Source organism: Undibacterium sp. Di26W (assembly GCF_049340265.1).
Lineage (GTDB): Bacteria > Pseudomonadota > Gammaproteobacteria > Burkholderiales > Burkholderiaceae_D > Undibacterium.
In genome coordinates this window covers 12,756-27,063 of the sequence record NZ_JBMPOR010000042.1, presented here as the reverse complement: position 1 = coordinate 27,063, position 14,308 = coordinate 12,756, and the positions used below count along the sequence as shown (strand labels likewise).

10 protein-coding genes are annotated in these 14,308 nt (G+C 52.3%); 1 reads left to right on the top strand and 9 read right to left on the bottom strand.

Going from position 1 to position 14,308, the window contains the following annotated elements; translation table 11 throughout:
- From ACO0LM_RS27965 to ACO0LM_RS27945, 5 genes are all read right to left on the bottom strand, one after another.
- On the bottom strand, positions 1-5,941 hold a 5,941-nt coding region (locus tag ACO0LM_RS27965; protein ID WP_423042120.1), incomplete at its 3' end, for a DUF4347 domain-containing protein.
- 2 nt (positions 5,942-5,943) lie between these two features.
- On the bottom strand, positions 5,944-6,792 hold the full coding sequence (locus ACO0LM_RS27960; protein ID WP_423042118.1) for a sulfotransferase: 849 nt from the start codon (positions 6,790-6,792) through the stop codon (positions 5,944-5,946).
- Positions 6,793-7,411: 619 nt separating this feature from the next.
- Positions 7,412-8,434 (bottom strand): D-alanyl-D-alanine endopeptidase, encoded by a 1,023-nt coding sequence (gene pbpG, locus ACO0LM_RS27955; protein ID WP_423042116.1) that lies wholly within the window; start codon positions 8,432-8,434, stop codon positions 7,412-7,414.
- A 167-nt stretch (positions 8,435-8,601) separates the two neighbouring features.
- Positions 8,602-9,294: a nitroreductase gene (locus ACO0LM_RS27950; RefSeq protein ID WP_423042114.1), complete on the bottom strand. Its 693-nt coding sequence runs from the start codon at positions 9,292-9,294 to the stop codon at positions 8,602-8,604.
- An 87-nt stretch (positions 9,295-9,381) separates the two neighbouring features.
- A complete protein-coding gene (locus ACO0LM_RS27945) occupies positions 9,382-9,816 on the bottom strand; it encodes an acyl-CoA thioesterase (protein WP_423042112.1) in 435 nt (144 codons plus the stop codon).
- A 373-nt stretch (positions 9,817-10,189) separates the two neighbouring features.
- Between ACO0LM_RS27945 and ACO0LM_RS27940 the strand changes: the two genes are divergently transcribed.
- Positions 10,190-10,756 (top strand): phasin family protein, encoded by a 567-nt coding sequence (locus ACO0LM_RS27940; RefSeq protein ID WP_422990461.1) that lies wholly within the window; start codon positions 10,190-10,192, stop codon positions 10,754-10,756.
- A 115-nt stretch (positions 10,757-10,871) separates the two neighbouring features.
- Here the strand turns inward: ACO0LM_RS27940 and ACO0LM_RS27935 are convergent, their stop codons facing one another.
- The 4 genes from ACO0LM_RS27935 to ACO0LM_RS27920 form a co-directional block, all read right to left on the bottom strand.
- Complete coding sequence (locus ACO0LM_RS27935; RefSeq protein WP_422990459.1) at positions 10,872-11,003, bottom strand: MFS transporter small subunit; 132 nt, start codon at positions 11,001-11,003, stop codon at positions 10,872-10,874.
- A gap of 8 nt (positions 11,004-11,011) precedes the next feature.
- Complete coding sequence (locus tag ACO0LM_RS27930; protein ID WP_423042110.1) at positions 11,012-12,391, bottom strand: OFA family MFS transporter; 1,380 nt, start codon at positions 12,389-12,391, stop codon at positions 11,012-11,014.
- 417 nt (positions 12,392-12,808) lie between these two features.
- Positions 12,809-13,534: an ABC transporter ATP-binding protein gene (locus ACO0LM_RS27925; protein WP_422990455.1), complete on the bottom strand. Its 726-nt coding sequence runs from the start codon at positions 13,532-13,534 to the stop codon at positions 12,809-12,811.
- The gene (locus ACO0LM_RS27920) at positions 13,534-14,304 is read right to left on the bottom strand and encodes an ABC transporter ATP-binding protein (RefSeq protein ID WP_422990453.1); all 771 of its coding nucleotides are present in this window, start codon (positions 14,302-14,304) and stop codon (positions 13,534-13,536) included. The genes ACO0LM_RS27925 and ACO0LM_RS27920 overlap by 1 nt, the downstream gene beginning before the upstream one ends.
- Positions 14,305-14,308 lie beyond the last annotated feature (4 nt).

Below are 14,308 nucleotides of genomic sequence, written 5' to 3'. Positions count from 1 at the left end.
CAGCAAATGGCGATACCGGGGTGGTTTCGCTGCCGGCCTGGCCAGCGACGACGCCGCCGATGACGGGGGCGACGTTGTTGCCGGTGACGGTAATGGGGTTGCCAAACAGATCCGCAATGACGACGGCCACGTTAGCACCGGTATTCCAGTCTTCCAGCATGCCGAGGTTGTAGGTGGTGGTGTCGGTCGAAGAGGTGCCATCCTTGTTCATCCTCAGTGCCAGGGCTGCCTTGTCGTTGGCACTCATGGTCATGCTGAAGCTGGTGTTGGAGGTGATGTCGACGTTGGCGGTATCGGTCAGGGTGTAGTTGAAGGCACCTTGTCCGAGGAAGCGGATGCGGTTGGCGGTGATGTCATTGGCAGCACCTGTGAGTGTCAGGAAGTTGTTGCCGGTAACGACCAGCACACCTGTGGCGACGTTGTAGGTGGCGGAAGTGACGGTCGGGGCCACTACGTTGGTGACGGTAATGCCATTGCCGGTCAAATCGGCAATGACGACAGCGGCATCGGCCCCGGCATTCCAGTCTTCGGCGGCGATCAGGTTGTAGGTGTTGACACTGGTGGAGCTGGGACCATTCTTGTTCATGATGAGATTGGCCCCCAGCCTGTCTGCGGCACTCAGGGTCAGGGTGAACGAGGTGTCGGAGGTGATCTCGACATTACTGGTGGTGGTCAGGGTATAGCTGGCACCGCCTTCGCCTTGCAGGCTGAATTTGTTGGCAACAATGTCATTGGTGGCACCGGTCAAACCAGTCATGCCAGTCCCTGTCACGGTCAGCACGCCGGTGTTGGCGTTGTAGATCGAGGAGGTGATGGTCGGGACCGGGACATTGGAGACGGTAATGGCGGTGGTGGTGACGGCGATGTTGCCACCGGTAATGACGCTGTCCCAGTCGTCCGCTGCGGCCAGGTTGTAGGTGGTGCCACTGGTGGAGGCGGTGCCGTTTTTGTTGAACAGGGCTTCCACAGCAGCCTGGTCGGCACCTGCCACGGCGACATTAAAGCTGGTGGCGGAGGTGACTTCGACATTGACGCTGGTAGACAGGGTCCGGGTAGCAGCGCCTTCGCCTTTGATGGTAAGGGCAGCAACGGTGATGTCATTGGCGGCACCCAGGGTGCCGACCAGGTTGGTGCCGGTGACGCTCAGGATGTGGGTGGTGACATCGTAGGTGGCTGAGGTGATCGTGGGGGCAGATACATTCGAGACGGTGACGGCGTTGCCAGTCAGGTCGGCACTGGAGGTCGTTGTCTGATTCCAGGAAGCAGCGGCTGCCAGGTTGAAGGTGGTGGTATCAACGGCAGATGTACCGTTCTTGTTCAGGATGCCGTTGATGGCGAGCTTGTCGGTGGCGCTCAGGGTTACGGCGAAGGCGGTACTGCTGCTGGCGGTGACGTTGGCGGTGGTCAGGGTGTAAGAACCAGCCTGACCAGTGATGGACAGCTTCGATACATCAATGGTGTCGCCACCGACGATGTTGACGGCGGACACGCTCAGAATGCCGGTGCTGGCATCGTAGGTGGAACTGAGTATGCTAGGTGCGGCATTGGAGACGGTGATGCCGTTGCCGGTCAGATCCTGGATGTTGCCACCGGTGATGACGCTGTTCCAGTCGTCGGCAGCGGCCAGGTTGTAGGAGGTGGCGCTGCTGGCGGACGAGGTGCCGTTTTTATTTAAAATGGCATCTACCGCAGCAATATCTGCACCAGCGAGGGTAAAGGTAAAGCTGGTGGCGGATGTAATTTCTACATTGCCGGTGGTGGACAAAGTACGGGTTGCGCCGCCTTCACCGGTAATGGTCAGGGTGGAAATGGTGACGTCGTTGGTGGCACCGATGGTTTTAACCAGATTGGTGCCGGTGACGGTAAAGATATGAGAGGTACCGTCATAAGTTGCAGAGGTAATCGTGGGGGCAGATACATTCGAGACGGTGACGGCATTGCCGGTCAGGTCGGCACTGGAGGTCGTTGTCTGATTCCAGGAAGCAGCGGCTGCCAGGTTGAAGGTGGTGGTATCAACGGCAGATGTACCGTTCTTGTTCAGGATGCCGTTGATGGCCAGTTTGTCGGCAGCGTTCAAGGTCACTGCGAAGGCGGTACTGCTGCTGGCGGTGACATTGGCGGTGGTCAGGGTGTAGGAACCAGCCTGGCCAGTCACAGATAACTTACTGACATCGATGGTGTCACCACCGACGATGTTGACGGCGGACACGCTCAGAATGCCGGTGCTGGCATCGTAGGTGGAACTGAGTATGCTAGGTGCGGCATTGGAGACGGTGATGCCGTTGCCGGTCAGGTCAGCGATGTTGCCACCGGTGATGGCGCTGTTCCAGTCGTCGGCAGCAGCGAGGTTATACGTAGTAGAACTGCTGGCGGACGAGGTGCCGTTCTTGTTGAGCAAGAGATCAACAGCGGCGATGTCGGCACCGGCCAAAGTAAAGGTAAAGCTGGTGGCCGAAGTCACTTCGACATTGCCGGTGGTACTCAGAGTGCGGGTTGCGCCGCCTTCGCCAGTGATCGTTAATGTGGAAATGGTGACGTCGTTGGTGGCACCGATGGTTTTAACCAGGTTGGTGCCAGTGACGGTGAAGACATGAGAGGTACCATCATAAGTCGCTGAAGTAATCGTTGGGGCAGATACATTCGAGACGGTGACGGCGTTGCCGGTCAGGTCGGCACTGGAGGTCGTTGTCTGATCCCAGGAAGCTGCAGCAGCTAAATTGAAAGTCGTTGTGTCAACCGCAGAGGTGCCATTTTTATTCAGGATGCCGTTGATGGCCAGTTTGTCGGCGGCGTTCAGGGTCACGGCAAAGGCGGTACTGCTGCTGGCGGTGACGTTGGCGGTGGTCAGGGTATAAGACCCGGCTTGACCTGTGATCGACAGTTTGGACACATCAATGGTGTCGCCATTGACGATGTTGACGGCAGAGACGCTCAGAATGCCGGTCGACGCATCGTAGGTGGAACTCAAAATACTTGGTGCAGCATTGGCGACGGTAATGCCGTTGCCGGTCAAATCCTGAATGTTGCCACCGGTGATGACGCTGTTCCAGTCGTCGGCGGCAGCCAGGTTGTAGCTGGTGGAACTGCTGGCCGATGAGGTGCCATTTTTATTAAGCAAATTATCGACTGCGGCAATGTCGGCACCAGCGAGTGTGAACGTAAAGCTGGTGGCTGAAGTCACTTCGACATTGCCAGTGGTGCTCAGGGTACGTGTCGCACCACCTTCGCCGGTGATCGTTAATGTGGAAATGGTGACGTCGTTGGTGGCACCGATGGTTTTAACCAGATTGGTGCCGGTGACGGTGAAGACGTGGGAGGTGCCATCGTAGGTCGCGGAGGTAATCGTGGGGGTGCTGACGTTGGAGACTGTCACAGCATTACTGGTCAAATCGCTTGGCGCACTTGTCATCCAGTTAGCTGCTGCGGCCAGGTTGAAGGTGGTGGTATCAACGGCTGCAGTACCATTCTTGTTCAATATGCCGTTAATATTAAGCTTGTCAGTGGCATTGAGGGTAAAACTGATCGTTGTCACGCTGCTGGCGGTCACAGCTGGCGTATTGGTCAGCGTATAAGAACCCGCCTGGCCAGTCAGTGACAGTTTGGTGACATCAACTGCACCACCATTGATGATATCCACACCGGTAATTGTGAGCGTACCTGCGCTGGCGTCATACACAGCGCTGGTGATGGATGGCGGTGGTACCGCCGAGGTAAATGACCAGGCTGAGGTCGATGAAATACCGTTAAAGGTCTTGTTCGCGCCATCTTTAAAAGCACCACTGTCAATCAGGACATAATATGCCGTGGTGCCCGCAAAATTGGCTGTGGGATTAATCGTGACCTTGCTGTTGGCACCACCAGTGCCACTGCTGAAAGTTACCTTGCTGCTGTCTGTCGCAGCGATGGTTTCCAGTATCGCGTTATCCGACTGGCGGTAGATAACGATATTTTTAGCGGCAACAGCGGTAACAGCCTCACCAAAATCTATGACCAGATCGTAATTGACAGGAACATCAACGACACCATTGGCGGGCGACATGACACCGCTGAAATTGAAGCTGCCATTGTCGCTGGATTCGTAAGCACCGATGTCGGTCGAACCACCACGGCCAAAACCACGGGCATCCGTTACCGGTGCGCCAGCCGATGTACCAGCGTTGATGGCATTGCTGCCAGACAGGATAGCGACGGTCTGTACTGCGCCGCCATTATTGGCCAGAGCACCCAGTGCACTGCCCAGCGTAGTGATGGTACCGGTCGTGGTATTGCTACCGCTGCCAGTAGTTCCTACCGTGCTGATGATCAGGTTATTGCTGCCTGTCAGGGTAGTCGCTGTGCTGACAAAAACATCATCGTCGGCAGAAAGATTATTGGTACTGCTATTGTTGGCTATGATGCTATTTGTTAACGTGACAGTGCCGCTGTTGTGCGTTACATACAAACCGCCACCGCCAATTGCCGCACCGTTGCCGCCAACAAAAGCGTTACCGACGATGGTTGAGTTCGTCAGTGTTTTCGCGCCGGTACCTGAGAGACTGATCCCGCCGCCACCGCCGGTATTGTCGCCAGTCTTACCGGCAGAGTTACCTACAATCGTCAGATTTGTCAGTGTCGCACCAGCACTGGCGCCAACGGAAATACCGCCGCCGTAACGGCCATTGCTGGCAGCATTGCCACTGATGGTGGTATTGGAGATGGTGACATTCGCTGCCTTGACATAGGCACCACCGCCATTACCAGATGAGTACGTGGCAGTAGCCGTATTATTGGCGATCGTGGTATTGCTGATGCTGACAGATGCCCCCGCATCATAGAATACCAATCCAGCGCCCTTGCTCGTTGAATTGTTATTCCTGATAGCAACGTGATCAATGGTCAATGAGCCTGAGTACATCATGGCAATCGCACCATACGCGCCACTGGCATTGGACAATGTCATGCCAGAAATGCTGAGTGCCGAAGTATTGGGCGCACCGTAAGTAGCTACAGAGGTAAAAATTGGCGAACTATTATTACCGCTGATGGTCAGCAGGTTTTCACCCGCACCAACGATGGTCAGCGCATCACCATTATTTGCTGAATCTACATTGATTGCACCAGAGGTCAGAGTCAGCGTTGCTGCACCACTGGCAAACAGGGCTGGATCAAAAACAATGGTGTCAGCCCCTCCATCACCTATAGTGGCAGCCACTGCAGCCCGTAAAGACCCGGCACCACTGTCATTCAGGTTGGTAACCTTGATGGTTGCCAGGTCAAATTGATATTGCTGGGCCGAGATTGCCGTGGTTTCCACTGCACCACTGTGATATTCCAGTGTCCAGTCACCATGCACTCCGGTGTCATTGGTCGATGCAGCGACATCTGTGCCAGTCACTTTGGCCAACTGATTCACAAAGTTGGCACCAGTTTCGCCTTTCGCCACATCACAGCCATACAGCAAAATATCCGCCCCTGGTGCCATTGCCTTTTGTATGGTCGCCAGGCTGGCCTGATAGTCTGTCAGGTTATAGGAAGACAGCATGGTATTGCCGACCACCAGATACCCTTCACCACCATGCGAGACGATGTGAACAGCAGTGATATCCGCCTTGCCTTGCAGCGCATCGGCCATTTGCTGTACACCATTTTTCAGCGGGTCCAGTGTGATAACTTCTGTGCCGGGCTTGATATTCCCTATCAGGCTTTGCCAGTTTTGCAGCGAGGTATCGACAAACACCACTTCATGAGGTGTTGCGGCTGCGACAGGCGCAGGGGCGTTAATGGATGGTGCAACTGCGGTTTGGGGAATGACGGGAACAGGCGGAGCAACAGCCGCAGTAGCAACAGACGGCAAACCATCTGTCTGGTTTGGATGTAAGGGGTCAAATGCAAAATCTAACGAAGAACCAGAAGATGAATTGGCTTCAGAAGTGGCTGGATTCAGGGGATTGGTCGGTATCATCTTCAGTCTTCAGTAGAATTTGGAATAAATTTGGCGGTAATGACATTGGCGCGGCTACCAGTCGTATCTTTCCAGAACGATAGCTGGCTGTATTGCTGAAATAAATCGGGGGGCAGTATGGTATCGCGGGCCTGGAAGCTGACTTCTGGCCTGACCTTGTGCAGGCCACGCATGCCTAAAGGCGCATCAAATTCCGGTGCGTCATACTGGATATTCTGGAAATCATGCTCGAATGGTTCGGCACCGATAAAGTCATAAATCAGCGGCAGCACTTTTTGTGGTGCCTGCGCCAGCAAGTCATAATCAATGAGCAGCATGGAAGCCGCATGTTCGCTATAGAAAGCACTCTTCAGGGCAGCCCAGGGGTAACCCACCATGCGGTTGCGTTGTGCCAGCGTCTCTACCCGGCTGTAGACCGTTGCCCGTTCATTGTCGTCATTGAACAGGCGTGTGATTTCATACGGGTCAGATGCATACTTGCGCTCTATGCTATCCATCACCCAGGCGACATTGCGTACACAGGCAATCACCTTGGAGCCGGGAAACTGATCCATCAACATGGGTAAATGTGCTGTCCACATGCGATTGGTATCAAATACCACGCTCTTCTCCGCATGCTCGGCATAATAAGAATCAAACAGGCCACGGACCAGACGCTTGCGTTCGGCCTTGGTGATGACAGGCCCAAATTCAGTGCCGGCACCAAACTGATGCAACATGCTGGTATATAAAGTGCCGACCGGGCTGGTCATGCCTGCATGAAAACGCGGGTTTTGCAAAAGCAAAGCCGCCAGCAAGGTGGAGCCAGAACGCGGCAGGCCAGAGATGAAATGATAAGTTGCTTGTGTCATGGGAGCAGATAGCGAGACAACACCTGGTCCGATGGACAGGCATTATGTTGGAACAGGGAATTGGATCTGTAGCGTGCCAGGCAGGATGCCAACAATATTGAGAGAGCTTGAAATGGCAGCGTTGAATTCATTTTTTTATTATTTTCCATGCACCACATCAGGTTTAAGCGAATGAAAATACTGTCTTTCGTCACAGTGCAGACCGCTGCATGAGCCCAGGCAGACACAATGCAAAACAGGCAACTCCCGTTAAATAGTTCCAAATGGAAACTATTTACCATCAAAATCAGTCAATTCATTTCAAGACGTCCATAGGCGAAATGGAATAATAGCATCGAAATAATTGATTTGACTCAATGTGTTGTATCGTTTCCGCACGATCACGCAATTATTCAAGCTGCCAACAACCAGGCAGGATCGGCTTGGGTACTGGTCAGAAAAATAAGGGCATTCAAGATTGTAGAGGGTACCTGTAAGCGCTTCGTAATACGCACAACGTCCCCAGATGACGATTGCCCATTACAGACAAAAAAAACCTGCAACAAGTGCAGGTTTCCAGTTCATTGCGTACTACTCAGTCCGGGTCTTGCCGGACTTTTTCTTTATTCAGCAATACGGTTCAGGCATGCGGCTTGATGGTTTCCAGCCATTTCTTGATGCGGTCGGCATCGGCCAGACGTGAATATTTACCTTTGGAATCCAGGAACACCATGACGATGGCGCGTCCCTCTATCATTGCCTGCATCACCAGACAACGTCCAGCTTCGGCAATGTAACCGGTTTTTTGCAGGCCGATTTCCCAGGCAGGGTTGGCGACCAACTTGTTGGATGTACCATATTCCAGTGGTCTGCCACCTGGTGCCACCACATATTTGGAATCAGTAGAATACTGACGGATCAGGGGATGCTGATAAGCTGCGTTGACCAGTTTGACCAGGTCACGCGCACTGGCGCGGTTCTGGCTTGACAAGCCGCTGGAATCCACATAATGCGTTTCACTCATACCCAGTTGGTGGGCTTTGGCATTCATGGCACCGACAAAAGCGGGCAAGCCGCCAGGATAATTCCTGCCCAGGGCAGAAGCGGCGCGGTTTTCTGAACTCATCAAGGCGATGTGCAACATGTCAGAGCGGGACAGCTTGGCCCCTATCTTCAGTCGGGAACTGGTCCCTTTTTCCTTGTCGATGTCTTCATTGGTGACTTCGATCACTTCATCCATGTCCTGATGTGCTTCCACCACAACCAGGCTGGTCATCAGCTTGGTAATGGAAGCGATCGGTAAAGATACATCGGAATTTTTTTCAAACAGTACTTTGGAACTATCCTGGTCAACCACAAAGGCGACGCTGGATTTCAGGTCCAATGGATCCTGGGTATTTTTCAGGCCAGCAATGTCACCTGAGCTAGGTTTTTCCGGTGCTTCGCGTACCAGGGCCGCACGCTGGACAATGACCTTGCGCTTACCATTTACCACAATCGTCCGTTTGACGAACTTGCCGGAGGCAGCAATGGCCACCGCTTTTTTGTGAGCAGTATGCTTTTTAACTGGCTGTTTATGTGAATTTGTCGCCGCAACCGCGCTTGCAAGGGGCAAGAGCGTAATCAATGTACAAACCACTGCATGACGGGCAAATTTCACCATCAATGACTCCCTGATTCAATATGCCTTGAAAGAAATTGCAGTGTAGCAAAACCGGGAAATTCTGCAAGTAAAATAAGGAGTTAGCTACGTTTATTCATTCACCGCGTTAGACTAAGTTGCAAAATTAATCTGCTTTTTTGACGTATTGCCGAGCGGATTGATACAACTTAATCAAGGAAACGGGTGAAACTGTCCACATTATCGCGTTCAGTCACCAGGGTATTTTCTATTTTGCCGGTGTCGGCAAAACCCAATGACATGCCACAGACCAGCATTTCATTGTCAGGTAATTGCAATACTTCGGCAATCACTTTGTGGTATTGGGTAAACGCTGCCTGGGGGCAGGTATCAAGTCCACGGGCACGGGCGGCGATCATGATGTTTTGTAAAAACATGCCATAGTCCAGCCATGAACCCTGCTCCATGATGCGGTCTATGGTGAAAATCAAGCCGACCGGTGCATCAAAGAATGCATAATTGCGGCCATGTTGTTGATGCATGCCGAGCTTGTTTTCCCGTCCCAAGCCCAACAGGGCATACAAATCCCAGCCCACCTTGCGTCGGCGTTCCTGATAAGGGGTGATCCATTTAACGGGGTAATAATTGTATTCCTGCTCATGCCCACCCTGCCCTTCACTGTTGTGCGCGGCCAGAATGGCGTTGGACAAAGTACGCAACTGGTCCCCCGTCAGCACTGTCACCTTCCACGGCTGAGTATTGCTACCAGAAGGTGCGCGTGCCGCAACATCCAGTATCTGGCGTATATCTTCTCGTGCTACCGGCGTGGGTAAAAAAGCACGTATCGAACGGCGCGAGGTAATGGTGTCATCTATCAGTTGCTGGGTCGCGGAAGTAAGCATGGGTGTCTACCTGATTGAAATAGTATCTGCCAGCCATCTAGCGGGCGAACAGGGCAAAATAAGGAAAAACAAGGGCAAATGGCCAGCTTAGCCAGCTTGTATGGTTTGCAACAACTGGCGCATGGGTTCCGGTATGGCAGTGGGCCGGCGGCTGTGCCGGTCGACATAGACATGCACGAAATGCCCTTGGGCGGCAGCGCTGTCTTCCGCATTTTTAAAGATGCCAACTTCATAACGCACGCTGGAATTGCCGAGTTTGGTGACGCTGACACCCGCTTCCACCACATCCGGGAAAGCCACCGAGGCCAGGTAGTTGCACTGGGTTTCAATCACCAGGCCAATTACGGGGCTGGTTTCGATATCCAGCACGCCGTTGCTAATGAGGAACTGGTTCACCACTGTGTCAAACCAGCTGTAGTAGACAACATTATTGACGTGCCCATAAGCATCATTGTCCATCCAGCGCGTGGTGATCGTATGGAAATGCTGAAAGTCTTTGCGTTGCCTTGCTTCAATTGCCATCGTCTGCTCGCTTTATTCAATTCGGGTAATGAAATCGACACCAGTGTAAAACTCCAGACCGAAAGTCTAACTGAAAACGTCTGCTGTCGAGAACGACTTCATTTTCTGGTCATAATTGCCATACATAATTCCCTTGGGAAAAGTAAGATGCAGGTGCTTTCTCTTTCCTGTTTCACATTGTTGATTCTGCTCAAGTAATAAGCATATTTTTATATTGCAACGCACAAATTTTGCTTGACTTCGCTATTCGAATCAATAAAATACGGATTATTGCATCGCACAATTTAATTAATATTTATATACTGTGCATTGCAACACCACCCACAGCAATCGCCAGTTTTTTATTTAATGTTTTCCTACCCAGGAGATTTCCATGTTTACAGCACCTGAACAGTTTTCCGCCGCTACCAAAGCGAACTTCGATGCACAACTCGCACTGATCACTACACTGACAAGCAAGGCATTTGAAGGCGTAGAAAAATTTGTAGAATTGAATTTGAATGCCGCTAAATCTTCCCTGGAAGAAAGCACTGCCGCCACCAAGCAATTGCTGGCAGCCAAAGATCCACAAGAATTTTTCAATCTGTCCGCTGCACAAGCTCAGCCTACCGCTGAAAAAGTGCTGGCTTATAGCCGTCATCTGGCCAATATCGCTTCCAGCGCCCAGGCAGAATTCACCCATGCGGCAGAAGTACAAATCGCTGAAACCAACCGCAAGGTACTGGCTTTGATCGATGAAGTATCCAAAAATGCACCTGCCGGTTCCGAGCAGTTTGTGTCTTTCTTCAAAACATCGATAGACAATGCCAACGCCAGCTACGATCACCTGACCAAAACGACCAAGCAGGCCGTTGAAGCACTGGAAGCCAATCTGAACAATGCAGTATCGACGATTTCCCAGACAACAACCAAGGCAGCGCCAAAGGCTTCCAAGAAATAATTTTGAACTTTCCAGAGCAGGCTCCCCCCTGCTCTGGCTATCTGTCAGCGTGATGCAGCGCTGACAAAAAAGCCCTGGTTTTATCCAGGGCTTTTTTATTAGCAGCGCAAACAGATCAGGCAAACATGGCCATGACCTTGATGCCGGTCTGCCATACTCCCCATGCCAGCGGCACGCCCGCCAGGGTCCAGAAAAAAATGATCTTGGCTTTCATGCCCGGATCGATATGTTGGTTGATGTCTTCCATGACAACTCCTATTTTGACGATACTTGTGGTGACAACATGCCTGCCATATCCTTGCTAGTACTGCTGCCCGGTGCCTTGACGAACAGATTCAGCACAAATTCAGCAACCAGCAAACCACCCAGCACATACACCACGGTTGAATAGGCAGCGGCGTCAGCCAGGCCTTCGGTCTTGACCAGATAATCACGCCCGGCATTCACGACCAGCGGTCCGATCACGCCAGCCATGGACCAGGCGGTCAGCAGACGGCCATGAATCGCCCCGACTTCCTTCTTGCCAAACATGTCGGCCAGGTAAGCAGGAATGGTCGCAAAACCGGCACCGTAAAAACTCATTACCAAGGCAAACAGGGCAACAAACAACAGCATGTTACCGGCCGCCGCCGCACCAGGGATGGCCCAGTAGGCCAGCGCCCCCACACCGGAGTACATGGCATATGCCCATTTGCGGCCTATCTTGTCAGAAAAACTGGACCAGATAAAACGACCTGCCATATTGCATAAAGACAGCAGGCCGACAAAACCGGCCGCCGCCGTGGCAGAGATACCGACCATTTTTTGCGCCATCAGGGATGCCTGCCCAAGAATGCCGATACCGGCAGACACGTTCAGCAACAGGATGCCCCACAGCAGCCAGAATTGCGGCTTGCGTATGGCTTCGGAAACCGAGAAATCATCGGCACCATTAGAGGCGATATGCGCAGCTTCCACCGTGCTGGGCACCCAGCCGACCGGCTGGTAACCGGCAAAAGGAATACGCGCTATCCACGCTGCCGATAACTGGAAACCCAGGTACAACACCGCCATGCTCACGAAGGTGGCAGGGATGCCGCCATATTGTGAACCCTCGCTAAAATACTTCATCAGGTTAACCGCCAGTGGCGAACCCACCAGCGCGCCGCCACCAAAACCCATGATGGCCAGACCGGTGGCCATGCCGCGCTTGTCCGGAAACCATTTGATCAGCGTTGATACTGGCGAAATATAACCTATGCCCAAACCAGTGCCGCCTATCACACCATACCCCAGGATGACGACAGGCAAAGACCCGATCAGTACCCCCAGTGCCGATACCAGAAAGCCGGAAAAGAAACACAGGGCCGATGCCAGCATCGCCTTGCGCGGCCCAACCCGCTCTACCCATTTACCAAACACCGCAGCCGACAGGCCCAGGAAAATAATCGCTACCGAAAAAATCCAGCCTACGCTGGTCAGGCTGGACCCCAGTACTTTCACCAGCGGCCCGTTAAATACAGAAAAGCCATAGGCCTGACCCAAAGGAAAATGGATCAACAATGCCGCAGCCGCCATCAACCAGCGACTATACCCTGGTGCAGCAACCGCACCTTCCTTGCTGAAGGCCGTTTTGAGACCGTCAAAAGTTCCCATAAGATTTCCCTTATTATTTTATTTATAAAAAAACATGCTATTTTTTGACTTAAATCAATATATGCATGACATAAAACAAAATATCTCATGACATTAATCAAGGTCAATCATAGAAACATATGCTTTCAATAAATTTTTATACAGAAATATTTACTCATAGGAAAACATGCATCAATAGTTAATACCAATGCGATTTATTTACAACAATATTCAAATTGGTACTGGGTAGTGTATGAATGGCGGCAATGGTGTCTGACGCATTGTGGCGCACCAGCACAGGAAGTGCCCTATTCCTGATTACCAGTCATCATGCATGTTGAAGTTGAAGGCAAAAAAATACCTGCAATCGCTTGCAGGTATTTCAAATGCCCGGCACAGATTGCTCTGCTCCTGAGCTACCTTACTTCATAACGAGTATCAGCCTTCACCCAGATAAGCCGCCTGCACTTTAGGGTCGTTGAGCATGTCTTTGGCGTCGCCACTCATGGTGATGAGGCCTGAATCCATGACGTAGCCACGATGCGCAGCCTGCAAAGCCAGTTTGGCGTTCTGCTCCACCAGCAGGATGGTGATGCCCTGGGCGGATACATTACGCACGACTTCAAAAATCTTTTCCACCATGATGGGTGACAGCCCCATCGATGGCTCATCCAGCAACAACAGGTTAGGATGGCTCATCAGTGCACGGGCCATGGCCAGCATTTGCTGCTCACCACCTGACAAAGTACCGGCCAGCTGTGCGGCACGTTCTTTCAGCCGCGGGAACACAGCAAACCATTTTTCAATATCCTCGGCGATGCCCGCCTTGTCGTCACGGATATAGGCACCCATCATCAGGTTTTCCTGGATCGTCATGCGGGTAAATACGCCACGGCCTTCAGGCACCATGGCCAGGTGGTTCTTTACCATCTCAAAAGAGTTCACGCCTTTGATGGATTTGCCCAGGTACACAATATCGCCTTCCACCTTGCAACTGGGCAGCGTAGAGGTAATGGCTTTCAATGTGGTGGTCTTGCCGGCGCCATTGGCACCGATCAGGGTGATCAGTTCACCCTTGTTGACTTCCAGGTCGATTCCCTTAACGGCCTTGATACCGCCGTAAGCAACTTTCAGGTTGCTTATCTTTAATACGTTCTCAGCCATTAGTGACCTCCTCCCAAATACGCTTCAATAACTGCCGGATTTTTCTGTATGTCTGCTGGCAAGCCTTCTGCAATCGGTTTGCCATAATCCAGAACAGTCATCCTGTCGCACAAGCCCATCATCAGTTTCACATCATGCTCGATCAACAGGATGGTCTTGCCCTCGGCCTTGATCTTGACCAGCAATTCACGCAGGGCGAGTTTTTCTGTGGCATTCATACCGGCAGCGGGTTCATCCAGTGCCAGCAATTTGGGATCGGTCGCCAGTGCGCGGGCGATTTCCAGGCGACGCTGATCCCCATAAGACAGGAACTTGGAGGTGCGTTCGGCAAAAGCACCGATGCCAACAAAATCCAGCAACTCTTGTGCACGCTTGCGGATGTCCAATTCTTCCTTACGCGCAGCCGGGTGACGGAATACGGCACCAAATACACCCTGATGGGTACGGATGTGGCGGCCAACCATGACGTTTTCCAGCGCCGTCATTTCACCAAACAGGCGGATGTTCTGGAAAGTACGGGCGATACCCGCCTTCGCCACTTCATGCGGGGCAGAAGGTGAATACGGTTTGCCATCCAGCTCAAACGTGCCGGTGTCTGGCTGATATAAGCCGGTGATCACATTAAAGAACGTGGTCTTGCCTGCACCGTTAGGACCGATCAGGCCATAGATCTGGCCTTTCTTGATATTGATGCCGACGTTGGACAGCGCCTGCAAGCCGCCAAAACGTTTATTGGCGCCTTCGATTTTTAAGATAGTCTGTTCAGTCATCTTG